At 65.4% G+C, this 24,247-nt stretch carries 32 protein-coding genes; 28 read left to right on the top strand and 4 right to left on the bottom strand.

The genetic code is table 11. The annotated features are described in order from the left end of the window. Positions 1–4: 4 nt before the first annotated feature. The 6 genes from V2B31_RS02665 to V2B31_RS02640 all read left to right on the top strand — a co-directional run bounded on the left by V2B31_RS02665 (position 5) and on the right by V2B31_RS02640 (position 4,153). Complete coding sequence (locus V2B31_RS02665) at positions 5–367, top strand: ArsR/SmtB family transcription factor (protein WP_328275049.1); 363 nt, start codon at positions 5–7, stop codon at positions 365–367. Between the two features lie 8 nt (positions 368–375). Further along, positions 376–891, top strand: a complete 516-nt coding sequence (locus V2B31_RS02660; RefSeq protein ID WP_328275047.1) for an arsenate reductase ArsC — start codon at positions 376–378, stop codon at positions 889–891. Beyond that, complete coding sequence (gene arsC / locus V2B31_RS02655) at positions 888–1,319, top strand: arsenate reductase (glutaredoxin) (protein ID WP_328275045.1); 432 nt, start codon at positions 888–890, stop codon at positions 1,317–1,319. Before V2B31_RS02660 ends, arsC begins: the two co-directional genes overlap by 4 nt. Positions 1,320–1,331: 12 nt before the next feature. Next, positions 1,332–2,405, top strand: coding sequence for an ACR3 family arsenite efflux transporter (gene arsB / locus V2B31_RS02650; RefSeq protein WP_328275043.1), 1,074 nt, complete (start codon positions 1,332–1,334; stop codon positions 2,403–2,405). Next, on the top strand, positions 2,402–3,160 hold the full coding sequence (arsH, locus tag V2B31_RS02645; protein WP_328275041.1) for an arsenical resistance protein ArsH: 759 nt from the start codon (positions 2,402–2,404) through the stop codon (positions 3,158–3,160). The genes arsB and arsH overlap by 4 nt, the downstream gene beginning before the upstream one ends. Positions 3,161–3,823: 663 nt before the next feature. Further along, the gene (locus V2B31_RS02640) at positions 3,824–4,153 is read left to right on the top strand and encodes a DUF736 domain-containing protein (protein ID WP_328275039.1); all 330 of its coding nucleotides are present in this window, start codon (positions 3,824–3,826) and stop codon (positions 4,151–4,153) included. Between the two features lie 53 nt (positions 4,154–4,206). Here the strand turns inward: V2B31_RS02640 and V2B31_RS02635 are convergent, their stop codons facing one another. Continuing rightward, entirely contained in the window at positions 4,207–4,449 is a 243-nt protein-coding gene (locus V2B31_RS02635; protein ID WP_328275037.1) for a helix-turn-helix domain-containing protein, read from the bottom strand. Between the two features lie 170 nt (positions 4,450–4,619). Between V2B31_RS02635 and V2B31_RS02630 the strand changes: the two genes are divergently transcribed. The 3 genes from V2B31_RS02630 (at position 4,620) to V2B31_RS02620 (ending at position 5,804) form a co-directional block, all read left to right on the top strand. Continuing rightward, positions 4,620–4,886, top strand: a complete 267-nt coding sequence (locus V2B31_RS02630) for a hypothetical protein (RefSeq protein ID WP_328275035.1) — start codon at positions 4,620–4,622, stop codon at positions 4,884–4,886. A gap of 134 nt (positions 4,887–5,020) precedes the next feature. Next, positions 5,021–5,242, top strand: coding sequence for a transcriptional regulator domain-containing protein (locus V2B31_RS02625; protein WP_328275034.1), 222 nt, complete (start codon positions 5,021–5,023; stop codon positions 5,240–5,242). After that, entirely contained in the window at positions 5,136–5,804 is a 669-nt protein-coding gene (locus V2B31_RS02620) for a DUF2285 domain-containing protein (protein WP_328275032.1), read from the top strand. Before V2B31_RS02625 ends, V2B31_RS02620 begins: the two co-directional genes overlap by 107 nt. 29 nt (positions 5,805–5,833) lie before the next feature. Here the strand turns inward: V2B31_RS02620 and V2B31_RS02615 are convergent, their stop codons facing one another. Continuing rightward, positions 5,834–6,244 carry an NUDIX hydrolase gene (locus V2B31_RS02615; RefSeq protein WP_328275027.1) on the bottom strand — a complete coding sequence of 137 codons (411 nt, stop codon included), beginning with the start codon at positions 6,242–6,244 and terminating at the stop codon, positions 5,834–5,836. A gap of 199 nt (positions 6,245–6,443) precedes the next feature. On the opposite strand from V2B31_RS02615, the gene V2B31_RS02610 reads away from it, so the two are divergent. From V2B31_RS02610 to V2B31_RS02520, 19 genes are all read left to right on the top strand, one after another. Beyond that, a complete protein-coding gene (locus V2B31_RS02610) occupies positions 6,444–6,710 on the top strand; it encodes a helix-turn-helix transcriptional regulator (RefSeq protein ID WP_116968946.1) in 267 nt (88 codons plus the stop codon). After that, a complete protein-coding gene (locus V2B31_RS02605; RefSeq protein ID WP_328275022.1) occupies positions 6,707–7,213 on the top strand; it encodes a DUF2840 domain-containing protein in 507 nt (168 codons plus the stop codon). The genes V2B31_RS02610 and V2B31_RS02605 overlap by 4 nt, the downstream gene beginning before the upstream one ends. Next, positions 7,210–7,755, top strand: coding sequence for a S26 family signal peptidase (locus V2B31_RS02600; RefSeq protein WP_328275020.1), 546 nt, complete (start codon positions 7,210–7,212; stop codon positions 7,753–7,755). The genes V2B31_RS02605 and V2B31_RS02600 overlap by 4 nt, the downstream gene beginning before the upstream one ends. A gap of 37 nt (positions 7,756–7,792) precedes the next feature. Then, positions 7,793–8,128 (top strand): DUF736 domain-containing protein, encoded by a 336-nt coding sequence (locus V2B31_RS02595; RefSeq protein ID WP_328275018.1) that lies wholly within the window; start codon positions 7,793–7,795, stop codon positions 8,126–8,128. A 43-nt stretch (positions 8,129–8,171) separates the two neighbouring features. Then, complete coding sequence (locus V2B31_RS02590) at positions 8,172–8,921, top strand: lytic transglycosylase domain-containing protein (RefSeq protein ID WP_328275016.1); 750 nt, start codon at positions 8,172–8,174, stop codon at positions 8,919–8,921. A 238-nt stretch (positions 8,922–9,159) separates the two neighbouring features. Then, the gene (locus tag V2B31_RS02585; RefSeq protein WP_312166390.1) at positions 9,160–10,917 is read left to right on the top strand and encodes a relaxase/mobilization nuclease domain-containing protein; all 1,758 of its coding nucleotides are present in this window, start codon (positions 9,160–9,162) and stop codon (positions 10,915–10,917) included. A gap of 11 nt (positions 10,918–10,928) precedes the next feature. Next, complete coding sequence (locus tag V2B31_RS02580) at positions 10,929–12,902, top strand: conjugal transfer protein TraG (RefSeq protein WP_328275014.1); 1,974 nt, start codon at positions 10,929–10,931, stop codon at positions 12,900–12,902. Positions 12,903–12,910: 8 nt separating this feature from the next. Further along, complete coding sequence (locus V2B31_RS02575) at positions 12,911–13,339, top strand: CopG family transcriptional regulator (RefSeq protein ID WP_312166388.1); 429 nt, start codon at positions 12,911–12,913, stop codon at positions 13,337–13,339. Positions 13,340–13,512: 173 nt separating this feature from the next. Further along, positions 13,513–14,499, top strand: a complete 987-nt coding sequence (trbB, locus tag V2B31_RS02570; RefSeq protein ID WP_328275009.1) for a P-type conjugative transfer ATPase TrbB — start codon at positions 13,513–13,515, stop codon at positions 14,497–14,499. Beyond that, positions 14,496–14,828: a TrbC/VirB2 family protein gene (locus V2B31_RS02565; protein ID WP_328275007.1), complete on the top strand. Its 333-nt coding sequence runs from the start codon at positions 14,496–14,498 to the stop codon at positions 14,826–14,828. The genes trbB and V2B31_RS02565 overlap by 4 nt, the downstream gene beginning before the upstream one ends. Then, positions 14,828–15,100, top strand: coding sequence for a VirB3 family type IV secretion system protein (locus V2B31_RS02560; protein ID WP_054725812.1), 273 nt, complete (start codon positions 14,828–14,830; stop codon positions 15,098–15,100). The genes V2B31_RS02565 and V2B31_RS02560 overlap by 1 nt, the downstream gene beginning before the upstream one ends. Beyond that, positions 15,097–17,532 (top strand): conjugal transfer protein TrbE, encoded by a 2,436-nt coding sequence (trbE, locus tag V2B31_RS02555; protein WP_328275004.1) that lies wholly within the window; start codon positions 15,097–15,099, stop codon positions 17,530–17,532. Before V2B31_RS02560 ends, trbE begins: the two co-directional genes overlap by 4 nt. Next, complete coding sequence (trbJ, locus tag V2B31_RS02550) at positions 17,529–18,245, top strand: P-type conjugative transfer protein TrbJ (protein WP_328275002.1); 717 nt, start codon at positions 17,529–17,531, stop codon at positions 18,243–18,245. Before trbE ends, trbJ begins: the two co-directional genes overlap by 4 nt. 4 nt (positions 18,246–18,249) lie before the next feature. Beyond that, a complete protein-coding gene (gene trbK-alt / locus V2B31_RS02545) occupies positions 18,250–18,501 on the top strand; it encodes a putative entry exclusion protein TrbK-alt (protein ID WP_088914106.1) in 252 nt (83 codons plus the stop codon). Next, on the top strand, positions 18,498–19,802 hold the full coding sequence (gene trbL / locus V2B31_RS02540) for a P-type conjugative transfer protein TrbL (protein ID WP_328274997.1): 1,305 nt from the start codon (positions 18,498–18,500) through the stop codon (positions 19,800–19,802). Before trbK-alt ends, trbL begins: the two co-directional genes overlap by 4 nt. A gap of 5 nt (positions 19,803–19,807) precedes the next feature. Continuing rightward, positions 19,808–20,491: a conjugal transfer protein TrbF gene (trbF, locus tag V2B31_RS02535; RefSeq protein ID WP_328274995.1), complete on the top strand. Its 684-nt coding sequence runs from the start codon at positions 19,808–19,810 to the stop codon at positions 20,489–20,491. Continuing rightward, positions 20,488–21,504: a P-type conjugative transfer protein TrbG gene (trbG, locus tag V2B31_RS02530; protein ID WP_328274993.1), complete on the top strand. Its 1,017-nt coding sequence runs from the start codon at positions 20,488–20,490 to the stop codon at positions 21,502–21,504. The genes trbF and trbG overlap by 4 nt, the downstream gene beginning before the upstream one ends. Further along, positions 21,501–22,724: a TrbI/VirB10 family protein gene (locus tag V2B31_RS02525; protein WP_312166380.1), complete on the top strand. Its 1,224-nt coding sequence runs from the start codon at positions 21,501–21,503 to the stop codon at positions 22,722–22,724. Before trbG ends, V2B31_RS02525 begins: the two co-directional genes overlap by 4 nt. Beyond that, complete coding sequence (locus V2B31_RS02520) at positions 22,721–22,942, top strand: DUF2274 domain-containing protein (protein ID WP_303696929.1); 222 nt, start codon at positions 22,721–22,723, stop codon at positions 22,940–22,942. The genes V2B31_RS02525 and V2B31_RS02520 overlap by 4 nt, the downstream gene beginning before the upstream one ends. 14 nt (positions 22,943–22,956) lie before the next feature. On the opposite strand, the gene V2B31_RS02515 is transcribed toward V2B31_RS02520, so the two are convergent. Further along, positions 22,957–23,322, bottom strand: coding sequence for a hypothetical protein (locus V2B31_RS02515; RefSeq protein ID WP_443021795.1), 366 nt, complete (start codon positions 23,320–23,322; stop codon positions 22,957–22,959). Continuing rightward, positions 23,297–24,220, bottom strand: a complete 924-nt coding sequence (locus V2B31_RS02510; protein WP_303696926.1) for a LysR family transcriptional regulator — start codon at positions 24,218–24,220, stop codon at positions 23,297–23,299. The genes V2B31_RS02515 and V2B31_RS02510 overlap by 26 nt, the downstream gene beginning before the upstream one ends. Between the last annotated feature and the right edge of the window lie 27 nt (positions 24,221–24,247).

Here is a 24,247-nt window from a genome sequence, read left to right as displayed (position 1 = left end):
AATCATGAACGATCTCAACAGCAGCGTCTGGGCGGTTGATGCGCTTGGCGCCCTTGCACATGAGACGCGCTTGTCGGTGTTCCGTATGCTGGTCCAGGCGGGTCCTGAGGGCCTGATCGCGGGGGCAGTGGCGCAGGCAGCCAGCGTGCCGCCCTCGACCATGTCGCACCATCTGGCGACGCTGGAGCGCGCGGGCCTTGTCTACTCGGAACGCGAAAGCCGCGTGATCCGCTACCGGGCAGACTTTGCCGGCATGCGCCGTCTGCTCGCATTCCTGATGCAGGATTGCTGCCAGGGCGCGCCGGAAATGTGCGCTGATCTGCTCGGCGATCTCACCTGCAGCGCAGCTCAACCCGCTAACGCCTGAGGCTCCTCATGTCAGACAAGATTTACAACGTCCTGTTCCTGTGCACCGGCAACAGCGCCCGCTCGATCCTGGGCGAAGCGGTAATGAACAAGCTCGGCGCCGGCCGCTTCCACGCCTGGAGCGCCGGGAGCCAGCCCAAGGGCGAGGTTCATCCGATGGCGCTCTCGGTGCTGAACGGCATGGGCTATGATACGACCGGGATGTATTCGAAGAGCTGGAGCGAGTTTTCCAAGCCCGGTTCGCCTGAATTCGATTTCATCTTTACGGTTTGCGACAGTGCCGCCGACGAGACATGCCCGGTGTGGATCGGGCATCCGATGACTGCGCACTGGGGAATCGAAGATCCGGCGGCCGTTGAGGGCGACGGCCAGCGCGACGCCTTTCTGCAGGCTCTGCGCTATCTGACGAACCGCATCTCGCTGTTCCTGACGCTGCCGATCGCCAGCATCGACGAGATGGCGATGAAGCAAAGGCTCACGGAAATCGGCACGAGCGAAGGCGCCAGCAGTGGAGCAAGCGCATGACCATCGACATCATCATCTACCATAACCCGGAATGCGGAACGTCGCGCAATGCGCTTGCCATGATCCGAAACGCAGGGATTGAGCCGCACGTCGTGGAATATCTCAAGACGCCGCCGTCGCGCGCCTTGCTCGAAAGCCTGATCGAACGTGCCGGCATCACGCCCCGCGCCTTGCTGCGCGAAAAGGGCACGCCCTATGCCGAGCTGGGCCTCGACAATCCGGACATCCCCGATGCGCAACTGATCGACGCGATGATGGCGCATCCCATCCTGATCAACCGCCCGCTGGTGGTTTCGCCGCTTGGCGTGAAGCTGTGCCGTCCTTCCGAAGCGGTGCTCGATCTCATCCCGGCAGACCAGCGAGGGGCCTTCGCCAAGGAAGACGGCGAGCAGGTGATCGACGCCGCCGGCAATCGCGTCGGCAGCTGAGCAGGACCGACCATGACCGCCCAGCCCAAGCGCGAACGCCTGTCGTTCCTCGATCGCTATCTCACCTTGTGGATTTTCCTCGCCATGGCGCTTGGCGTCGGGCTGGGTTCGACGTTTGTCGGCTTGCCGTCGGCCATCGACAGCCTGTCCTGGGGCAGCACCAACATCCCCATTGCCGTCGGCCTGATCCTGATGATGTACCCGCCGCTTGCGCGCGTGCGCTATGAGGAATTGCCGCGCGTGTTCGAGGACAAGCGGGTTCTGGCGATCTCGATGATCCAGAACTGGATCATCGGGCCAGTGCTGATGTTCGCGCTGGCGGTCATCTTCCTGTCGGACAAACCGGAATACATGACCGGCCTCATCCTGATCGGCCTGGCGCGCTGCATCGCCATGGTCATCGTCTGGAACCAGCTGGCCAAAGGCGACAACCAGTATGTCGCCGCGCTGGTGGCGTTCAACTCGATCTTCCAGATCCTGTTCTTCAGCATCTATGCGTGGTTCTTCCTTGCCTTTCTGCCGCCGCTTTTCGGGCTCGAGGGCAGCGTGATCAACATCAGCTTCTGGACGATCGCCGAAGCGGTGCTGATCTATTTGGGTATTCCGTTTCTTGCCGGGTTCCTCACGCGCAAGTGGCTGGTGAAGGCCAAGGGCAATGAATGGTATGAGCGCACCTTCCTGCCGAAGATCGGTCCGATCACCCTGTTCGCGCTGCTGTTCACCATCACTGCCATGTTCAGCCTCAAGGGCGGCGACATCCTGACGCTGCCCGGCGATACGATCCGCATCGCCATTCCGCTGACGATCTACTTCGTCGTCCAGTTCAGCATCAGCTTCTTCATGGGCAAGCTGATCGCCAGCGATTACCCGCGTACCACCGCGGTCGCCTTCACGGCCGCGGGCAACAATTTCGAGCTGGCGATTGCCGTTGCCATCGCCGCGTTCGGATTGGCCTCACCCGTCGCCTTTGCTGCGGTGATCGGTCCTCTGGTCGAGGTGCCCGTGCTGATCCTGTTGGTCAACGTCGCGTTCTGGTTCGGGCGACGCTGGTTTCCCGACAGCGTTCCTGCGGAGGGACGGGCATGACCGACGGACCATTCCACCGCTTGCGCACTTTGACCGACCCCGAACACCTGCCTGCGTTGAGGCCCGAATATGCCTACTGCCGGCCGGCACTCGGCCTCGGCGAGCTAGATCCGCCACCGCGCATCCTCTTGCTCTACGGGTCGCTGCGCGAACGCTCCTATTCACGCCTCGTGGTCGAGGAATCGGCGCGGCTGCTGAAATTTTTCGGATGCGAGACGCGGATATTCGATCCTTCCGATCTGCCCTTGCCGGACCAGGTCGACGGCGACGACCATCCGGCAGTGCATGAACTGCGCGAACATTCCCTGTGGTCGGAAGGGCAGATCTGGTGCAGCCCGGAACGCCACGGCCAGATCACCGGGATCATGAAGACGCAGATCGATCATCTGCCGCTGGCCTACAAGGGCCGGCGCCCGACCCAGGGCCGCACACTTGCGGTGATGCAGGTCAGTGCCGGATCGCAAAGCTTCAACAGCGTCAACACGCTTCGCATTCTTGGCCGCTGGATGCGTATGTTCACGATCCCGAACCAGTCGAGCGTGGCCAAGGCCTACGAGGAGTTCGACGAGGCGGGGCGCATGAAGCCATCAAGCTACTACAACCGCATCGTGGATGTGGTGGAGGAACTGGTTCGCTTCACAGTACTTCTGCGACCCCACGGGAATCAGCTCGTCGATCGTTATTCGGAGCGCGCCGACCAGGACCAGCCGGCAAATACGCATGTGGAGGCCGTCAAGCTTGCCGCGACGACTTAGACCCTGCGACTGCGAGTGCTCGTGACAGGTAGGCTCATTACCGTGCAATTTTGCTTGCCGATTGGCTGAGCCCTGAATCTCCTTAACTGGCCCCTGCCACGTCGCTTGTGGCTCAAAATCCAGCGATCTCCGAAACGTCCGGTCGCGGAGAAGCCCTCTTTGGAGTTGGAGGGCCGGGGAATTAAGAACAATCCCAGACTTACCATTCAGGCCGATTGGTTATCGCGTCCGCTTTCAGTCGGTCGGCGGGCGAACCTCAATGACTGCGTGTGGGGCGCAAAGCGGTCGTTTTGCTGCACTAACCGAATCAGCCTGTCCCTGAAGCGTCGCGTTCGATGTGAGCACGTGAAGGCCCGCACCGCACCCAATCCAGCGCTTTAGATTGCCGCCATACCTCATTTCTTGGGCAACTTACCCGACCACTATCTCGTCGTGGGATTGATCTGACCGAGACCGGCTACGCCTCGTCCACCTAGCCGCAACGGCGGCCTCACGACTTTCTTCCCCTGACCTTCGGTCATTCCTCGCGAGGCAAGAAACTCGCCACCCACCGTCCTCCGCTGACGCTGCGGCCGCAAGCGGTGCGGCGGGGTCCGTCCCGGCCTTTGGATCACCCATCGAGACCGCAATCGGGCGGTTCGATCCAAGGAAAGGAACTTCATCATGGCAACCATCGGCACTTTCAAAAAGACGGCTTCGGGCGAATACACCGGCGAAATCGTCACCCTCTCGGTTCAGGCCAAGGGTGTCCGCATTATCCCGCAGGACACCCGCACCAACGACAACGCACCTTCGCACCGGGTTCTGGTCAACCGCGCCGAAATCGGCGCCGCCTGGAGCAAGACCTCGAACGAAGGCCGCGACTATCTCGCAGTCAAGTTGGACGATCCCAGCTTCAACGCGCCGATCTACGCCAATCTCTTCGATGATGAGGGCGGCGAGAGCTTCAGCCTCATCTGGTCGCGCCCGAACGGCCGCCGCAGCGACGGTTGAACCCGCCAGACGCCCCGCCCGGAACACCCGGGCGGGGCTCTTTGCATTCTGAACTACGCCATTCCGCCCGGATCGGAGGCGTCGTCTTCGATCTTCGCGACAAGGTCACACGGCTCGACCCCGAGCGGTCCTGCCAGATGAAACAGTGTCACCACCGTCGGGTTGCGCCGCCCGCGTTCCAGATCGCTGACATATTGCTGGGTAAATCCCGACATCTCCGCGAACTGCTCCTGTGTCAGCCCCTTGTCGCGCCGCAAACGCGCGAAGTTCAGTCCCACGAGGCGGCGCATGTCCATGCACGGCACGCTGGACGATACACCTGATGAGGTTTATCTCTTATAAGGTGTATTGGCCTGACTTAAGCTTCGGCGCTGCAAAAGGTGCGTTCAGCTATGCATGACTTGCAAGTATTTTCCAGCGGCAGTTCCGTTATTGCAGTCGCGGGCAAGAGGGAGGATTCGCTGCCATGAGTTGCCGTTTCGACGACATTGCGCCTGAGCTTCCGACGATCACGCCCTATGACGAGGCGCACTTTACCGACTATCTCCGATTGCTCGACGCTGACGCCGACGGCGCCGATTGGCGAGAGGCGGTCATCATTTTCGATATCGATCCAGGCCGCGAACCCGAACGCGCCGAGCGGATGCATGCCACTCATCTGGCCCGCGCGCGGTGGATGACCGAGGTCGGCTATGCGCATCTGCTGGCGCGCGACGGCGAGCTAAAGCATTAACGTTTCAGTCCATTTTTGGCGAAACGTCAGCGCATTGCGTGCGTGGTAGCATGCGGCTTTGACGCTTTTCGATACGCGAGGGCGTTGCCACGCTCTGGTCCGCGGGCCGCGATGATCGCGGCCGGGAGACTGTCATGCCCAGGTCGTCGAACAAGCGTACCAGTGGCAGTGAGAAGGCGGCCGACACGCTTGGTCGCGCCGAACTCGCCGCCGAATTTCTGAAGCGCAACCGCAACTACCGCGCCGAACATGCGCAGATGGAGCAGCGGATTGCGCGCAGTGGAATTTCACGCCAAGCCGCTGAAGCCGTATTCGCGCGACGCTGGGGGCTGTCCTTTCGCCTATGCGCCGGGTGAGCTTGAAGACACGGTGATCTGGCGGCCCGAGCTGACCGCCGTCACCGTCACTCTTGACGCCGCGCCGGAAGGGTTCGGCGCCGCTAAAGCTGTCGATCCGCTCAAGCTGGGCGCGCTGCTGGCCGATCAGGCGGGGGTCGAGGGGCGGCACGTCGTGGTGGCTGATCGGGACGGCGCACATTCGCTTTGGCTGCGCGATCCGACGCCCGGTCAGCCGCTGGCGGCGATCATCCCGCTCGACAAGGATTTCACGACGCGGGTGACGAGCCTGCTGCGCTTCCATCGCCGATTGTTCGGCAAGCAATCGGGGCCACCGGCACGCGGATGGCCGCTTAGCCGCTACCGGCAAGCACGCCTGGCCATGATGCTTCAGGCGCTCGACCTTCGCCTTTCGGGGGCGAGCTATCGGAAGATTGCCGCCGCTATGGGCCGCGAAGATGATGCTGTATTGCCAGCGACCGAATGGAAAATATCGGCCGGGCGGTCGTTTGTAATCCGGCTCGTCCGCGATGCCACTGCACTGATGAATGGCGATTATCGTAAGCTGCTGCGAATCCGCTGAGCGCTAACAACTTGCCCAAGTCTCGGCGGTCACAATCCATAGGACAGTGGAAGAACATGATCGCGGGTAAGCGGTGCAAGCGGCATCGACAGTGCCTCCGAGCGGCTGACCCAAACTGCTTCCTCGATCTCCGATTGCATTTCAATTTTCGCAGATGTGCGGATGTGGAAGACATCGGCCTCGACTTTGGAATCCGCTTCATTGGCCGCGGGAGCTGGAAAGCGACCGAGGTGGCGAGCTTCGTTATCAGCAATCGACAATCCAACCTCTTCAAACAATTCGCGTTGAAGGGCCGCTATCGCACTTTCGCCAGCTTCGATCTTGCCGCCGGCCTGCATGAACCAAAGAGTGCGTCTCTTGCGAACCAACAGCAGGCGGCCGGCCTCATCATCGATCAGCGCCGCTGCGATCCGAATTATGCGAATGGCCTCCTGCTTCATTCAGCAACGTTAGCAGACGAGTGTGGCGGTTCAACGGTAGCTGCTAGGCAGCGGCACTCGTTTTCGTTGTGATTGAACGGCGAGTCTACCGTCTTCGCGGGTGGTCACATCCTCGCGATCGCAAATCTTCATACTCCACCTTTCCGAGCGCGCTTCGTCATTCTCGCCTCCTGCCACCCCCAACCGCAGGAGCCCGACCTTGCCTGATACGACGCATAATCTGCCACCCCGCTATCTGAGAACACCGGAAGCCGCCCGCTTCCTCGGCCTGTCGGGGCGGACACTGGAAAAGCACCGCTATTTCGGGACCGGGCCAACCTATCGCCGCATCGGCGGGAGGGTGGTCTATTCGGTCGACGACCTTCAGGCCTGGGCCGATCTCGGCACCAAGCATTCGACCAGCGAGCCGGGCCAGAACGACCTGCTGCCGCGCGCCAACTCGCCCTTCGCGCGGAGCCGGCAATGACACTCTCTCCCGCACACCAGCGACACGGCACCCCGCGCCCCGACGGCATGACCAACGTTCAACTGACGTGGATCGAGAAGCGGATCGAGCACTGGATACGCTTCGGTCGGATCGCCAAGGACGAAATCGTCGATCGTCGTCGCCGCATCGTAAGCTTCCGTCCCGGCGGCATCTTCGCGTTCGTTCGCTGGTCCGCCAATGACTATGGCACGGTCAGTTCGCGCATCGACATCGTGCGTGCGGTCGGCGCGGGCGAACCGTTCACGACGCTGCCATTCGTGCAGCCCGGTGGCGACATCCTGCTCACCATCGAGGGCTGGCCAAAAGTCTCCCAGGTGCTCGGCCATATCGACGCTGTGGACACCGCAGGCGTCGATCCCTGCGACGCCGCGCCCGACCATTGGCGGCACGTTCACAATCGCATCGCCGCCGGACATCAGCCGCGCGCGTACACGATGGAGCGCCATCGGGCCTGGCTCATGCGCCGGGAGATCGAAGGATGACCCGCCGATTTTATGCCCGCGCGACAGCCATTGCTGCCGCTTCATTCGCCATTTCATTCAGCGTGATCGCAGCCACCGACCCGCTGCCACGCATCGTCTGGAACGCCAGTGCGAGCGCACCGATTGGGCTTTATCGAATCCAGCCAGACCGCGATCCGCCGCTCGGAACGCTGGTCGCCGTGGCACCGCCACAGCGCCTTGGCCGCTGGATGGCCGTGCGCGGATATCTCGGCGAAAACGTGCCGCTGTTGAAGCATGTCGCCGCCAAGGCAGGGCAGCGCGTCTGCCGGATCGGCGGCGCAGTGACCGTCGACGGCGAGGCGGTCACGCTCGCTTTGACACACGACCGGTTTGCACGTCCGCTGCCCGTCTGGCGCGGCTGCCGAACGCTTGGAGCCGACGAGTTGCTGCTTCTCAACCCCGAGCATCCCGACAGCTTGGACGGTCGCTATTTCGGCCCCTTGCCTGCGTCGACCGTGCTCGGCCGCGCCATTCCGATCATCACCCGCACTACGCCCGACGCCCCGCTGATCTGGCGCTGACAGCCAGCCTCAAACTCCAACCTAAAGGACCATTCCCATGCAGATCGGCAGCTTCATCCGCACCGACAAAGGCTTCGAAGGCGTCATCGAGACCGCGACGCTCAATATCCGTATCTCGCTCATCCCGGTTGAACCCGGTTGCGCCGACAAGGCACCCGACTGGCGTGTTCACCGCGGTACTGACGGCGAAGGGCCGGAAGTGGGCGCGGGCTGGAACGAGAGCGGCGAGCGAGCCGGGGATTACGTCTCGCTGCGCATCGACGATCCCAGCTTTCCGCAGCCGATCCGCGCAGCGCTGTTCCAGAATGCCACCGATCCGGCGTCCTGGTCGCTGCGCTGGAGCCGCCCGCGCAAGGCCCGTGAGCAGGACTGAATCGATGCGTTCTGCCGCGACCAATCGGCCTATGACCCTGTGCATGCGCGCCGCAGCGCTGACTGCCGCCGCACTGCTGGCCGCGTTGCCAATCGGCCATGCACCGGCAGTGGCGCAGGAAGCGAACCCGCCGCCTGCGCCATCCTCCGTCCCTCATCCTTATGCACCGCATGTCGCTGATGCGGCGCGGCGGTTCGGCATTCCGGAAGCGTGGATATGGGCCGTGATGCGGGTGGAAAGTGCTGGCAATGCTCGCGCCGTTTCGCGCGCGGGGGCGATGGGCCTGATGCAGATCATGCCCGGAACCTGGGCGCAACTTCGTGCGCGCCATGGGCTCGGCACTGACCCATTCGATGTGCGCGACAACATCATGGCGGGTGCGGCTTACTTGCGCGAAATGCACGACCGCTACGGCAACGCGAGCGCGATGCTGGCGGCCTACAACGCCGGGCCGGGCCGCTACGGCGACTATCTGTCGCGCGGGCGTCCGTTGCCGCCTGAGACGATTGGCTACCTCGCCCAGCTCGCACCGATCTCCAGCACATCGGGCGCTGCGGAGGTGGCGGTGAGCGCGCCGCCTGATCCGTTCGCCTGGCGCCGCGCCGCGCTGTTCGTCCGCACCGCGAGCGCTGCGCCCGAAGCCACCTCAGTGCAGTCGGACGACGAAGAACCCGCGTCCGAACTGCCGACCGATCGGCCGAGATCGAGCGACGTTCGCGCCGTTGCTCTGCCTGCCAGCGAGCCGGCGGACACGCTGTTCGTCCCCCGCGCCAGCGCGGGCCGACCGCAATGATCCGCGCGTCATCCCCATCATCCGTCCCGAGCAGGAAAGTGGCTGGGGAGGGAGAAAACGGCAGGGACAGACGAGGGCAAGATATAAGCCGCACCCCGTTTCGCCGAAAAGCCAAGGCTTTTCCGTGGCTTCACGCGGGGGCGTCGGTCGGCGCGCGTGCCGCGCGGAAGGGAAAAGCGAGCAAAATCAACGTCTCGAATGGCACCACGGGCCATTCACGGCCGAAAGCGGTCCGGCCGTGAGCGAAGACAACGAGTTTCGCATCCGGCCCGGCAAGGCCAAGCGCGGCAAGGCGCAAGGCCGGAACGCCCGTGGCCTGGTGGCCGAGGTGCTGCGCGTCGCGGCGATCCACAGCGGCGGCCGGCGCACCGGGGGCGGCCCGCGCCGAGGTGGCCAATCCAGTTTTGGCCGGGGACGCACCGCGTTTGCCCGCAGCCGGCTATTCGGTTCGGGTCGCCGAGTGATGGTGAAGGCGCTACCCGTGAGCCATCGCAGTCGCGGCGGCCGGCGTATGGCGCCGCTGTCCGCGCACGTCGCCTATTTGAAGCGCGAAGGCGTCACCCGCGACGGTTCGCCGACGCGCATGTTCGACGCGGCCGGAGACAATGCCGACGATCGCGGTTTCACCGAGCGGTGCAAGGATGACCGGCATCATTTTCGCATCATCGTCTCGCCAGAGGACGCGGCCGAGCTGACCGACTTGCGCGAATACACCCGCGATCTCGTGCGACAGATGGAAACGGACCTGGGGACGCGGCTCGATTGGGTCGCAGTCGATCATTGGAACACCGACAACCCGCACGTTCATATGCTCGTGCGCGGTGTCACCGACACCGGCACCGATCTTGTCATGGCGCGGGACTATATCAGCCACAACCTGCGTTCCCATGCCGAGGAGCTGGCGCAGGCCGAACTTGGGCCGAAGCCTGAGCATGAAGTGCAGCGCGCGCTCGACCGCGAAGTGGCTGCCGAGCGCTGGACGCGGCTCGATACCGAGATCGGCCGCGCGGCCGACGAGCTGGGCGTCATCGACCTGCGAACCGAGCGGCCCGGCCCGGACGATCCGCGCCTCCGCCGGTTGATGGTCGGCCGCTTGCAGCATCTGGAGACGATGGGGCTGGCCGCTGAAGGCGAGCCTGGACAGTGGGCGGTCGCCGAGGGCGCGCAAGCCAAGCTGCGTGAGCTGGCCGCGCGCCGCGACATTATCCGCACCATCGGACAGGCTTTGAAAGATCACGGGCAGGACCGGCCGCTGGACAGTTACGCGGTTGTGAGCGGCGCGCCGGACAAGCCGATCGTCGGCCGGCTGATCGACAAGGGGTTGCACGACGAGCTGTATGGCGCAGCCTATGCCGTGATCGACGGCACGGACGGCCGCACCCATCATGTGCGGCTGCCCGGCATTGAATCGCTGGAGCAAAGCCCGACGCTCGGCGGGATCGTCGAGCTGCGCGCTATAGGCAAGCCGGGCGAGCCGAAGCACACCCTGATCCTCGCCACGCGATCGGACCTCGACATCGCCGCGCAGGTGAAGGCGCCCGGCGCGACCTGGCTTGACCATCGGCTGATCGAGCGTGGCACGGGTGTCGCGGACGGCGGCTTCGGCGCGGAGGTGCGCCGGGCGATGGACGCGCGCACCGATCAACTTGTCCGCGAGGGGCTTGCGCGACGCTATGGCGAACGCACGGTGTTCGAGCGCGGCTTGCTGGACACGCTGCGCAAACGTGAGCTGGACTCAGTTGGCGCGAAGATCGCGGGCGAAACGGGCCTTGCGTATCGCCCGACCACCTCCGGCGAGAAGATTGCCGGCATAGTCCGCCAGCGCCTCGCACTCGCCTCCGGTCGCTTCGCCATGATCGACGACGGGCTTGGCTTCCGTCTCGTGCCCTGGGCCAGCGCGCTCGAACAGAAGCTCGGCCGCCAAGTGTCCGGCGTCGTCCGCGCTGGTGGCGGGATCGACCTAGTCTTGGGCCGCAAGCGCGGCCTCGGCCTCTGAAGGAGACAGCTATGTCCGCGACGAAAATCCTGTGGGGCCAGATCATCACAGTCTTTCTGATCGTGCTCGCAGGTGTGTGGGGCGCGACGCAATGGACCGCCGCGGCCTTGGCCTATCAACCCGAGCTGGGGCCACCTTGGTTCATCGTCGGCGGCTGGCGTGTCTATCCGCCGCCAGCCTTCTTTTGGTGGTGGTTCTCGTTTGACGCATACGCGCCAGCCATCTTCAAGACCGGCGCTTTCATCGCCGCGTCGGGCGGGTTCGTGTCAATCGCCGTCGCCATTGGAATGTCTGTGTGGCGTGCGCGCGAATTGAAGAACGCCGAGACCTATGGCTCGGCACGCTGGGCGACGACGCGGGAGGTTCGGGCGGCCGGGCTGCTTGGCGCGAACGGTGTCGTGCTCGGCAAGCTCGCTGCTGACTATTTGCGTCACGACGGTCCCGAGCATGTGTTGTGCTTCGCACCCACCCGGAGCGGCAAGGGCGTCGGCCTGGTTGTGCCGTCGCTATTGACCTGGCCGGCCTCGGCGATCGTCCACGATATAAAGGGCGAGAACTGGACGCTGACCGCCGGCTTTCGATCCCGCCACGGCCGGGTGCTGCTGTTCGATCCGACCAACGCCGCGTCGGCCGCCTACAATCCGCTGCTGGAGGTGCGGCGCGGCCAATGGGAGGTGCGCGACGTGCAGAACGTCGCGGACGTGCTGGTCGATCCCGAAGGCAGCCTGGAGCGCCGGAACCATTGGGAAAAAACGTCGCACTCGCTGCTGGTCGGTGCGATCCTTCACGTCCTCTATGCCGAGCCGGACAAGACGTTGGCCGGCGTCGCGTCCTTCCTCTCCGATCCAGCTCGCACGATCGAGCAGACGCTGGCAGCGATGATGGCGACGCCGCACCTTGGCGAGTCCGGCGTGCATCCCGTCGTTGCCAGCGCGGCGCGGGAGCTGCTGAACAAGTCGGACAACGAGCGTTCGGGCGTGCTCAGCACGGCCATGTCGTTCCTCGGTCTCTACCGCGATCCTGTCGTGGCGCAGGTCACGCGGGCCTGCCAGTGGCGCATATCGGATCTGGTGGAGGGCGAACGGCCGGCGACGCTCTATCTGGTCGTGCCGCCCAGCGACATATCGCGCACCAAGCCGCTCATCCGCCTCATCCTCAACCAGATCGGGCGCCGTTTGACCGAGGAGCTGATCCCGAAGGGCAACCGCCACCGCGTGTTGCTGATGCTCGACGAGTTTCCCGCATTAGGCCGGCTCGACTTCTTCGAGTCCGCTTTGGCGTTCATGGCCGGCTACGGGCTCAAGGCATTCCTGATCGCGCAGAGCCTCAATCAGATCGAGAAGGCTTACGGGCCGAACAACGCGATCCTGGACAACTGCCATGTCCGCGTGAGCTTCGCCACCAACGACGAGCGCACGGCGAAGCGCGTGTCGGACGCGCTCGGCACCGCCACCGAGATGCGGGCGATGAAGAACTATGCCGGGCATCGCCTGTCGCCGTGGCTCGGGCACCTGATGGTGTCGCGGTCCGAGACCGCTCGCCAGCTTCTAACGCCCGGCGAGGTGATGCAGCTTCCGCCCGACGACGAGATCGTCATGGTCGCGGGCGTTCACCCGATCCGCGCGAAGAAGGCCCGCTATTTTCAGGACCATCGGCTTGCAGAGCGAATTACGGATGCCCCCAAGCCGGCCGTAAGCACAACGCAGCCGGACGACTGGACCGGGCGCTCGGCCGCCGCCGATCCGGCCGACGTGGCGCGGATCGTCCGGGCGCAGGAGGATGCCGCCAACGGCGGGCTGCGCCGTGAGCCCGAATTGCCCGAGCACGTCGCCATCGCGCCGGAGACATCGCCGCCCCCGGCGCAGGAGTTTGCGATTGTCGATGACGAACAGGATGACGCGGCTCGGCAAGCTGCCGTCCGGCGCCGGATGCAGGGTCTCGCGCGTCAAGCGTCGCTCGACCCCGGCGACGGCATCGAGCTGTAGGAGGGATTATGCGGACCCGCCTCAATGTCTATTTCCCGCCAGCGCTCGCCAAGCAGGTGGACGAGCTGGCGATCCGTCGCCGCATCTCTCGCTCGGCGATCGTGGAGGCGGCGGTCGCCTCCTACCTCTCGCCGGACGGCGCCGACCGCATGGAGGCGGCGTTCGCTCGACGGCTCGATCGCTTGTCGCGTCAGGTCCAGCGGCTTGAGCGCGACACCGGACTCACGACCGAGGCGCTGACATTATTTGTGCGGTTCTGGCTGACGGTCACACCGCCGTTGCCGGACGAGGATCAAGCGGCCGCGCAGGTAAAGGGGCGCAAGCGCTACGAGGGTTTCGTCGAGACGCTCGGCCGGCGCTTCGCCAGCGGCAAGAGCTTGAGGGATGAGATACCGGAAGATGTCTGGCCGCGCTCCGCCTCATCCGAGTCGGACTGAATAGACGCACCAACCACCGTGTAGTCGAAAGGCGATTCCGCCGCCGGCAACGTATCTGCCGCCCCCTCTACTACGCCCGCAAGTAGCTGTTGCGGCAGATGTATTTATGCGTCTCTTGCTGTGCCCCGACAGCCGGGCGGCGGTTCGCCCGGCCCTTCGCAGGAGCCAGTTCCTTGACCGTTCACCCGACCCGATCCGAGGCCAAGACGCGCGGCGCGCGGATGCTGCGCACCGCGCTCGGGCCATCGATCGCGGCATGGCTGGACGACCCGGCCGTGATCGAAGTGATGCTGAACCCGGACGGGCGGTTGTGGCTTGATCGGCTCGGTGAAGGAGTCAGCGATACCGGCGAGACGCTGACCGCCGCCGATGGCGAACGCATCGTGCGCCTGGTCGCGCATCATGTCGGCGTCGAGGTTCACGCTCGCAGCCCCCGCGTGTCGGCCGAGCTACCGGAGGGTGGCGAACGATTCGAAGGCTTGCTGCCGCCCGTCGTTGCGGCTCCCGCCTTCGCCATCCGCAAGCCCGCCGTCGCGGTGTTCACGCTCGACGACTATGCGACGGCCGGGATCATGTCGCCGGCCGAGGCTGCGGCGCTGCGCGATGGCGTAGCGGCCCGCGCGAACATTCTCGTCGCAGGCGGCACCGGCAGCGGCAAGACCACGCTGGTCAACGCGCTTCTTGCCGAAGTCGCCAAGACCACCGACCGCATTGTTCTGATCGAGGACACGCGCGAGCTGCAATGCGCCGCGCCCAACCTCGTCGCCATGCGGACCAAGGACGGGGTTGTGTCGCTGTCCGAGCTGGTCCGCTCGTCGCTGCGGCTCAGGCCGGATCGCATCCCGATCGGAGAGGTGCGCGGCGCCGAAGCGCTCGACCTCATCAAAGCCTGGGGCACCGGTCATCCGGGCGGCATCGGCACCATTCACGCCGGCACCGCACTTGGCGCGCTCCGCCGCATGGAGCAGCTCGTTCAAGAGGCGGTCGTGACGGTCCCCCGCGCGCTGATCGCCGAGACCATCGACCTGATCGCCGTGCTGGTCCGTGACGCGCACGGCCGGCATCTCGCCGAGCTGGCCCGCGTCGAAGGACTCGACGCCGCGACCGGCGACTACCGCCTTACCCCGCTTCCCAAACCCCAGCCCGGAGACCTGCCATGATCCATGCCATTCGGCATAGCGCGCGTCGCGCCATGCTCGCCACCACCGCCAGCGTCCTCGCGCTGACCTTTGCCGTTCCGGCCCACGCGGGCGGATCGTCGATGCCGTGGGAAGCGCCGCTGCAAAGCATCCTCGAAAGCATCGAGGGGCCGGTGGCCAAAATCGTGGCGGTCATCATCATCATCGTGACCGGCCTAACGCTGGCTTTCGGCGATACTTCCGGCGGCTTCCGCCGGCTGATCCAGATCGTGTTCGGCCTCAGCATCGCCTTCGCCGCGTCGAGCTTCTTCCTGTCGTTCTTCTCGTTCGGCGGCGGGGCGCTGGTCTGATGCAGGACGCAGCCGAGCCGATCGCGGGTTTCTATGCCCCCGTCCACCGGGCGCTGACCGAGCCGATTTTGCTCGGCGGCGCGCCCCGGTCGCTCGCCATCGTCAACGGGACGCTGGCCGGCGCGATCGGGCTCGGCCTGCGTCTCTGGATCGCCGGCCTCGTCATTTGGGCGATCGGCCACGCGCTTTCCGTATGGGTTGCACGGCGCGATCCGCAGTTCGTGGACGTGGCCCGGCGCCATCTCCGCTTCCCGACATGGATGCAGCCATGATGAGCTTGCGCGAATATCGCAGCAAAGCCGCACACCTTGCGGACTTCCTGCCCTGGGCCGCGTTGGTCGGCGAAGGCGTCGTGCTCAACAAGGACGGGTCGTTCCAGCGCACCGCACGCTTCCGTGGCCCTGATCTGGACAGTGCGACGCCGGCCGAGCTGGTCGCCACCACGGCGCGCTTGAACAGTTCGCTCCGGCGCTTGGGCTCCGGTTGGGCGATCTTCGTGGAGGCGCAGCGCAGTCCCGCGCTCGATTACCCCGAGTCCGAGTTTCCCGACCCCGTTTCTGCGCTGGTCGACATGGAGCGCCGCGAACAGTTCCGTGAGGAAGGCGCGCATTTCGAGAGCGCCTATTTCCTGACGTTGCTGTGGATGCCGCCGGCCGAGGAAGCCGCGCGGGCCGAAGGCTGGCTTTACGAGGGCCGGTCCACCACCGGCGTCGATCCGTGGGAGCTGCTCAAAGGCTTCACCGATCGCAGCGACCGCGTGCTCAATTTGGTCGAGGGTTTCGTGCCCGAGGTCCGCTGGCTCGATGACGGCGAGACGCTGACCTACCTCCATTCGACGATTTCGACGCGGCGACAGCGTGTGAGCGTGCCGGAAACCCCGATGCACCTTGACGCGCTGCTCGCCGATGAGCCGTTGACCGGCGGCCTGGAGCCTTGCCTGGGCGACCATCATCTCCGCACGCTCACCATTACCGGCTTTCCCAGCTCGACGTTTCCGGGGCTGCTCGACGAGCTGAACCGGCTGGCGTTCGGCTATCGCTGGTCCACGCGCGCGATCATGCTCGACAAGACCGACGCGACCAAGTTGCTTACCCGCATCCGTCGCCAGTGGTTCGCCAAGCGCAAGTCCGTCGCCGCCATCTTGAAGGAGGTGATGACCAACGAGGCGAGCACGCTGCTCGACAGCGACGCCTCGAACAAGGCCGCCGACGCCGACACCGCCTTGCAGGAGCTGGGCGCCGACTATGCCGGCATGGCCTACGTCACCGCCACGGTGACGGTATGGGACCGCGATCCCGCCATCGCGGCCGAGAAGCTCAGGCTCGTCGAGAAGGTCGTTCAGGGCCGCGACTTCACCGTCATTCCCGAGGGCATGAACGCGATCGAGGCGTGGCTGGGCAGCCTTCCGGGGCACACCTACGCCAATGTTCGCCAGCCCCCGATTTCCACTATCAATCTCGCCCACCTGATCCCCCTGTCAGCAGTATGGGCGGGGCCGGAACGGGACGAGCATTTCGGTGCAGCCCCCTTGCTCTACGCAAGGACCGAAGGCTCGACCCCGTTCCGGTTTTCCCTTCACGTCGGCGATGTCGGCCACACGCTGATCGTCGGCCCGACCGGCGCCGGCAAATCGGTGCTGCTCGCGCTGATGGCGATGCAGTTCCGCCGCTACGAGAACAGCCAGGTCTTTGCCTTCGACTTCGGCGGCAGCATCCGTGCCGCCGCGATCGGCATGGGCGGCGACTGGCAAGATCTCGGCGGAATGCTTGCCGACGAAACCGGCGACGGGGTGCAGCTCCAACCGCTCGCCCGCATCGACCATCCGGCCGAACGAGCGTGGGCGGCGGAATGGCTGGCGGCGATCCTCGCGTCCGAAGGCGTCGCGGTCGATCCGCAGGCCAAGGAGCATATCTGGTCGGCGCTCAATTCACTGGCGTCGGCGCCGGTCAGCGAACGCACGCTGACCGGCCTTGCCGTGCTGTTGCAGAACCAGCAGCTCAAACAAGCGCTCGCCTCGTATTGCATCGGCGGGCCGTGGGGCCGGCTTCTCGACGCCGAGGACGAGCGCCTGGGCGAAGCCGCCGTGCAGGCGTTCGAGACCGAAGGACTGGTCGGCGCCGGCTCCGCCGCCGCCGTTTTGTCCTACCTGTTCCACCGGATCGGCGGGCGGCTGGACGGCTCGCCGACACTCATCATCATCGACGAGGGCTGGCTGGTTCTCGACAGCCCGGACTTCGCAGCGCAGCTCCGCGAGTGGCTGAAGACCCTTCGCAAGAAGAACGCCAGCGTCGTCTTTGCCACGCAGAGTCTCGCGGACATCGAAACGTCGAGCATCGCCCCGGCCATCATCGAAAGCTGCCCGACGCGCATCCTCCTGCCGAACGAGCGCGCCGCCGAGCCGCAGATCGCCGCCATCTACGAGCGGTTCGGGCTTAACGCCCGCCAGGTCGAAATCCTCAGCCGGGCGACACCCAAGCGCGACTATTATTGCCAGTCCCGGCGCGGCAACCGGCTGTTCGAGCTGGGGCTGGGCGAGGTCGCGCTGGCCTTCTCAGCCGCGTCGGCCAAGGCCGATCAGCTCCGCATCGCCGACATCATCGAAACCCACGGCCAAGCTGCTTTCGCGGCCGAATGGCTGCGCCATCGCGGCTGCGCGTGGGCGATCGAGCTTCTTCCCCCCAGCCAGCAGGAGGTACCGCTATGACCCGACTTCCCCTGCGCCGTGCCATTCTGGCCGGCGTCCTCGCCACAGCGACCATCGCGCCGATCGCGGCGCCCGTGCCGGCCTACGCGCAGCTCGGCGGGATCGTCTATGACCCGACCAACTACGCGCAGAACGTGCTGACCGCGGCGCGCACGCTGGAGCAGATCAACAATCAGATTCGCCAGATTCAGAATCAGGCGACTTCCCTGCTCAACGAGGCCCGCAATCTGGCGAGCCTCCCGCAATCCTCGCTCGCCGAGTTGCAGGGTCAAGTGCGCCAGACCCAGCAGTTGCTCGGTCAGGCGCAGCGCATCGCCTATGACGTGGGCCAGATCGACCAGGCTTTCACCAGCCGATACACCGCCGGCGCCATGTCGGTCCCGCAACGGCAGCTCGTCGCAAATGCGCGCGAGCGGTGGGAGACCAGCGTAGGCGCGTTTCAGGACGCGCTCCGCGTTCAAGCCGGAGTGGTCGGGAATATCGACGGCTCGCGCGCGACGATGGACCGCCTCGTGTCGGCGAGCCAATCATCTCAAGGCGCGCTCCAAGCGGCTCAGGCCGGCAACCAGCTTCTCGCGCTCCAATCGCAGCAGCTCGCCGACATCGCGGCGCTGCTGGCGGCCCAAGGCCGGGCGCAGTCGCTGGAGGCGGCGCGAAACGCAGCGGCCGAAGCCGAGGGGCGCGAGCGCCTCCGCCGCTTCCTCGGCAACTGAGCCGATGTCGGCTGCCGCCAAGATTGCCGGCGTCGCCACGCTGGCCGGGTTCATGATGACGGTGGCGGTCATCGCCGCCGTCACCGAGCCGCGCGTGCCGGAGGCGGTCAACGCCGCAGCGACACGCGCCGAGCGCGACCCGTTGGCGGCGGAGTTGGCGCGTTGCCGCGCGCTCACCATGCCGGACTCAGGCTGCGAGGCGGCATGGGCGGCGCACCAGCGCCGGTTCTTCGGAAAAGAAGGCACTCAGCCGTGAACGACACCGGCGTCATTGACAACTTCCTAGAGGTTTTCACGACATACATCGACAGCGGGTTCGGGCTGCTCGGCGGCGAGATCGCGTTCCTCTCAACCACGCTGATCGCCATCGACCTGACGATTGCCGGCCTGTTCTGGGCGTGGGGCGCCGATGAGGACGTGCTTCAACGCCTTATCAAAAAGACGCTCTACATCGGCGTCTTTGCCTTCATCATCGGTAATTTCTCGACGCTGGCGACGATCGTGTTCCAGTCTTTCGCAGGGCTGGGCTTGAAGGCGACGGGCGATGCCATGAGCATCGCCGACTTCATGCGGCCCGGTTTCATCGCCGCGACCGGCTTGGATGCGGGTGAGCCGCTGGTCGTTGCCGCGGGCGAGCTGGTCGGTCCAATCTCATTCTTCACCAACTTCGTGCAGATCGTCGTGTTGCTGCTCGCTTGGGCGCTTGTCGTCATCGCCTTCTTCATTCTGGCGATCCAGATTTTCGTGACGCTGATCGAGTTCAAGCTGGTGACGCTCGCCGGCTTCGTGCTGTTGCCGTTCGCCTTCTTCAACAAGACCGCCTTCATGGCCGAGAAGGTGTTAGGCCATGTCGTCTCCACCGGCATCAAAGTTCTCGTGCTCGCCGTCATCACCGGCATCGGCACGACGTTGTTCAGTCAATTCACCGCCGCCGCTGGCCCTGAGCCCACGCTGGAGCAAGCGATGTCGATCGCGCTCGGCGCGCTGTCGCTGCTTGGCCTGGCGATCTTCGGCCCCGGCGTAGCGAACGGCATCGTTTCAGGCGGGCCGGCCCTGGGCGCGGGCGCAGCCGCCGGGACCGCGCTTGCCGCAGGCGGCGCGCTGGTCGGTGGTGCAGCCGCCGCACGCCTCGGTACCGGTGCGGCCGCAGGCGCGATCGGCGGCGCGGCACGAGGGAGCGCCTTTGCGTCCGGCGCCGCCAGCAGCGCCTATGCGCTCGGCTCGGCAGGCAAGACCGGCGCATCCGCCGTCGCGGGTGGCGCGGTCGGCGTCGGTCAAGCAGCGGCGGGTGCGGCGATGTCCCCGCTTCGGAAAGCCGCCGCGTCCCTGAAAGACAGCTATCGCTCCGGCGGTCGCGCCGCAGTCACGGCGACGGGAGGCACGATTTCAGGCGGCGCTTCGCCATCGGCACCAGTCTCCGACGACAGGCCCGCTTGGGCATCGGCCATGAAGCGCCGCCAGACCATGACCCACGGCGCGACGATCGCCGCCCACACCCTGCGTTCCGGCGACGGCGGGGGAAGCGGCTCGTCCGTCGATCTCCATCAGAAGGACTAGCTGCCATGTTCCGACGACCGACCATCCGCTACGGCCAGACCCCCGAACCGACCACGCCCTATCAGCGGGCCGCCCAAGCCTGGGACGACAGGATCGGTTCGGCGCGCGTGCAGGCCAAGAACTGGCGTCTCGCATTTTTCGGCACGCTCGCCCTTTCGGGCGGCCTGGCTGGTGGCCTCGTCTGGCAATCGGCCCGTGGCCATATCGTCCCTTGGGTGGTGCAGGTCGATCGGCTCGGTGAGGCGCAGGCGGTCGCGCCGGTCGAGGCCGGCTATCGCCCGAGCGACCCGCAGATCGCGTTCCATCTCGCCCGCTTCATCGAGCAAGTCAGGAGCGTGCCGGCCGATCCGGTCATCGTTCGTCAGAACTGGCTTCGCGCGTATGACTTCACCACCGATCGGGGCGCGGTCGCGCTCAACGATTACGCTCGCGCCAACGACCCGTTCGCCAACGTCGGGCGGGTGCAGGTGGCGGTGGACGTGTCCAGCGTCATCCGCGCGTCACCGGATAGCTTCCGCGTCGCCTGGACGGAGCGCCGCTATCAGGACGGCAGCCTCACCACCACCGAACGCTGGTCGGCGATCCTCACCATCGTCGTGCAGCCGCCTCGCACGCCAGACGCACTTCGCAAGAATCCGCTCGGCGTATTCGTCAATGCCCTCAACTGGTCAAAGGAGCTGTCGCAATGACCGGCATTCCCTTCCGGCGCGCCGTCACAGCCGCGCTGCTCGTTTCCACCTCCACACTCGCCGGCTGCGCCACTACATCCGCCCGGCCGCCCGCCATCGCATACGACGATCCGCCGCGCGAAGTGGCCGCGACGCCGGCCGCGGAGCCGCCGCGCCCGGTGGAGATCGTTACTATTCCCGAACCGCTCCCGCTTCCCGGTCAGCTCAAGCCAATGCCGGATGCGCCTCGCGGGTCGGAGCCTACCGATCCCCGTAGGCGCGTCGGCGACGCAAACGCCGCCGCGCGGGTGCAGCCGGCGCGTGACGGCTTCCTCAATGCCATCCAGCAATATCCCTGGGCGGATGGTGCGCTCTATCAGGTCTATACTGCCCCCGGCCAAGTGACGGACATCGCCTTGCAGGAGGGCGAGCAGCTCGTTGGACCCGGGCCAGTCGCGGCCGGTGACACCGTTCGTTGGATCATCGGCGACACGATCAGCGGCGCGGGCGCGACCGCGCGCGTCCACATCCTCGTCAAGCCGACACGGGCGGACCTCGCCACCAACCTCGTCATCAACACCGATCGGCGCACCTATCATCTGGAGCTGCGTGCGACGCCCGCGACCTACATGGCCTCAGTGTCGTGGACCTACCCGCAAGATCAGCTCATCGCGCTACGCGGCGGCAACATCGCCGCTGCGGCGGTCGCGCCGGCCGCGACCGGCGTGGATGTGACTTCGCTCAATTTCCGTTATCGCATCGAGGGCGACCGCGCCCCGTGGCGTCCCGTTCGTGCGTTCGACGACTCCGGGCAGGTGTTCATCGAGTTTCCGGCGGGGATCTCGCAGGGCGAGATGCCGCCGCTGTTCGTTACCGGCGCGGCCGGGGACGCCGAGCTAGTCAATTATCGCGTGCAGGGCCGCTACATGGTGGTGGACCGGCTGTTCGCCGCCGCCGAGCTGCGCCTGGGCGATCGGCGCAATGAACAGCGCGTCCGCATCGTGCGCGACGATGGACGGGAGCGGCGGCCGTGAACGATCGCACCGACATTCCCTCCACCGAGCCGGCCGCGCCGCAGCCGCTTCCCGCCGATCCAAAGCCATTCCAGCTTCGAGGCGATCCGCCCCGCGTCATGCGTCTGTCCCGAAAGGCGCTGACAGTCATAGGCGTGGCCGCCGGCCTCGGTATCGGCGGCTCGCTGATCTACGCGCTCAAACCGGCTGGTGAACGGCAGGCGGAAGAACTCTACAACACCGAGAGCCGCGCCACGGCCGAGACCATCACCTCGGGACCGAGGGACTATGCTCAAGCGCCGCGCCTTGGGCCGCCACTTCCCGGCGACCTCGGCAGCCCGATCGTGTCCGCCCAGCAGCGCGGCGAGAACGTGCCCGTGCCGCCGATCGGCACGCAGCCGGCGCAACCTGATCCGCGCGTGCAGGCCGAGGAGGCTGCGCGTCAGCGCGCCCAGCAGGAACGCGACGCTGCCCGCATGAGTGGCGTATTCCTCGGCGGCAACGCGGGCAACGCTGGAACGGCGCCGGCCCCATCGCTGATCTTGCCCGACCAAGCCGCTCAGCCATCGCAGCAGGCGAGCGCAGCGCAGGGCGATCAAGCTGGCCGGCGCGCTTTCATGGCGCAAGCCTCGAACCAGCGAACGGTGAGCGCGGAGCGGCTGACCGCACCCCCGTCGCCCAACATCGTGCAGGCCGGAAGCATCATCCCGGCGGCGCTCATCACCGGGATCAGGTCCGATCTGCCCGGCCAGATAACGGCGCAGGTGACGCAGAACGTCTATGATAGCCCGACAGGCCGCATCTTGCTCATCCCGCAAGGTGCCCGGCTGATCGGCGAATACGACAGCGAGATCACCGCCGGGCAGACCCGTGTTCTCCTCGCCTGGGACCGGCTCATCATGCCGGACGGGCGCTCGATCGTTCTCGAGCGCCAGCCCGGCGCGGACGGCGCTGGGTTCGCGGGCCTACAGGACCGCGTGAATCAGCATTGGGGCAATCTGCTCAGGGCCGCGGCCGTCTCGACGCTGCTCGGCGTCGGCGCCGAGCTGGGAGCCGACAGCGAGGATGATTTGACCCGCGCGCTTCGGCGCGGCTCGCAGGACACGATCAATCAGACCGGCCAGCAGATCGTTCGGCGGCAGCTCAACGTGCAGCCGACCCTTACCATCCGGCCGGGCCATCCGCTGCGCGTGGTCATCACCCGCGACCTAGTGCTCGAACCTTTGGGAGCGACACGATGACAAAATTGAAGCTGGGGCCATTGGTGGACGATCGGCCTGTCAAACTAGCTGTGGAGCTGCCCGCCGGGGTCCACCGCGATCTTGTCGCCTACGCCGCCGCGCTCGCGGCGGAGACCGGCCAGCAACCTATGCCGCCGGAAAAGCTGATCGCGCCTATGCTTGCACGCTTCATGGACACCGACCGCGGCTTTCGTCGCAACCGCGCGCAAGGCAGTTAAGGGATTCCCGGCCTTCAGTTACCGGTGAAACGCTTGAAGCGATCCCGGCTATCGGCCTCGATAACTGCCTGCTCGGCATTGGCGCATTCATCACCGCGCACCGAGCCGTCACGACACCCTGCTACGATCTGCCGAGCCTCGTCGAGATTGGCCGCAAAATACTGAGTGCCGCGCGCTGCGGTCGGCTGAGGCGCGGCGGCAGCCGGACTGACGGCGACCGCTGTTTGACGAAGGGGGGCGAGGACCGGCCGCAAGAAAAAACCGCCTGTGAAGCCGATGACTAAAGTAACAAGAACGATGATTATGGTCCTGCCTTGTGACATCGAAACTAACTCCACCAACTGGATGTCTAGTTTACCGAAATCTTCTCGAGAAATCAAAAGACAGAGCATAGCGGGTCTTGATGAATCCAAGAAAGCGCCGCAACGCTGGATTGCGATTGTCGTCTCGCCAGCAACCCGAATATCCTGTCAGTGCCGGCCCTTGTTCGCCATGAATCGGCCGATAGACGACACTAGGATAGATCGCTCCGGTCGATCCCTCGCAGACAATGGTGACGCCCGAGTTGGCGCCGAGGATGCTCAGCACGGTCTCACGGCTCGCCCGCGACATCCGAATGTCAGGCTTACCGCCTGAGATCGGAAGTCTGCCAAGCAGCATGTCGCGGATTTCCGGGCCGGGATCGGCCGCAGGTAGAAGGAAGTGCTCGCCCCGAAGATCCGTCCAGTGAATGATGTCACGTTGAGCCAACGGATGTGAGGCGGGCAACGCGGCTAGCATCCGCTCGCTCCATAGCGGCTCGCAGCGAAACCCGTTGTGGCTGGGCGTCCCCACCAGGATCGCTATGTCGATTTCGCCCGTGTCGAGCCCAGCGAGCAGAACGCTGCGATCCGCCTCGACGCATTCCAGTTCGACGTCAGGATGCGCTTCGCGCCAGCTAATGAGGGTCGCTCGGAGATTGCCGGCGGAGACCGAACTATTATACCCGAGCAGTAAACCGCCAGCGCGGCCCTGGCCGGCTGCAAGCATCATGGTGACTAGCTTATCTGCCGTTGCCACCATTGGTCGCGCGCCACGAATAAACGCGGCTCCGGCGAGCGTCGTTTTGACCCCAGCCCGCGACCGCTCGAAGATAGACATTCCTATCGAGCGCTCCAATTTCGAAATGGAGCGACTGAGGGTCGATTGTTCAATATCAAGTGCCCGCGCGGCTCTGTAAAAACTACCATGATCCGCAGCGGCGATAGCATAACGAAGCTGGCGGATTTCAAAGGGCAAGCGGAACTCCTTACTCCGTTCAGTGAT

Source organism: Sphingobium sp., from assembly GCF_036170395.1.
In the GTDB taxonomy this organism is placed as follows: Bacteria; Pseudomonadota; Alphaproteobacteria; order Sphingomonadales; family Sphingomonadaceae; genus Sphingobium.
This window is presented reverse-complemented; position numbering and strand designations above follow the sequence as displayed.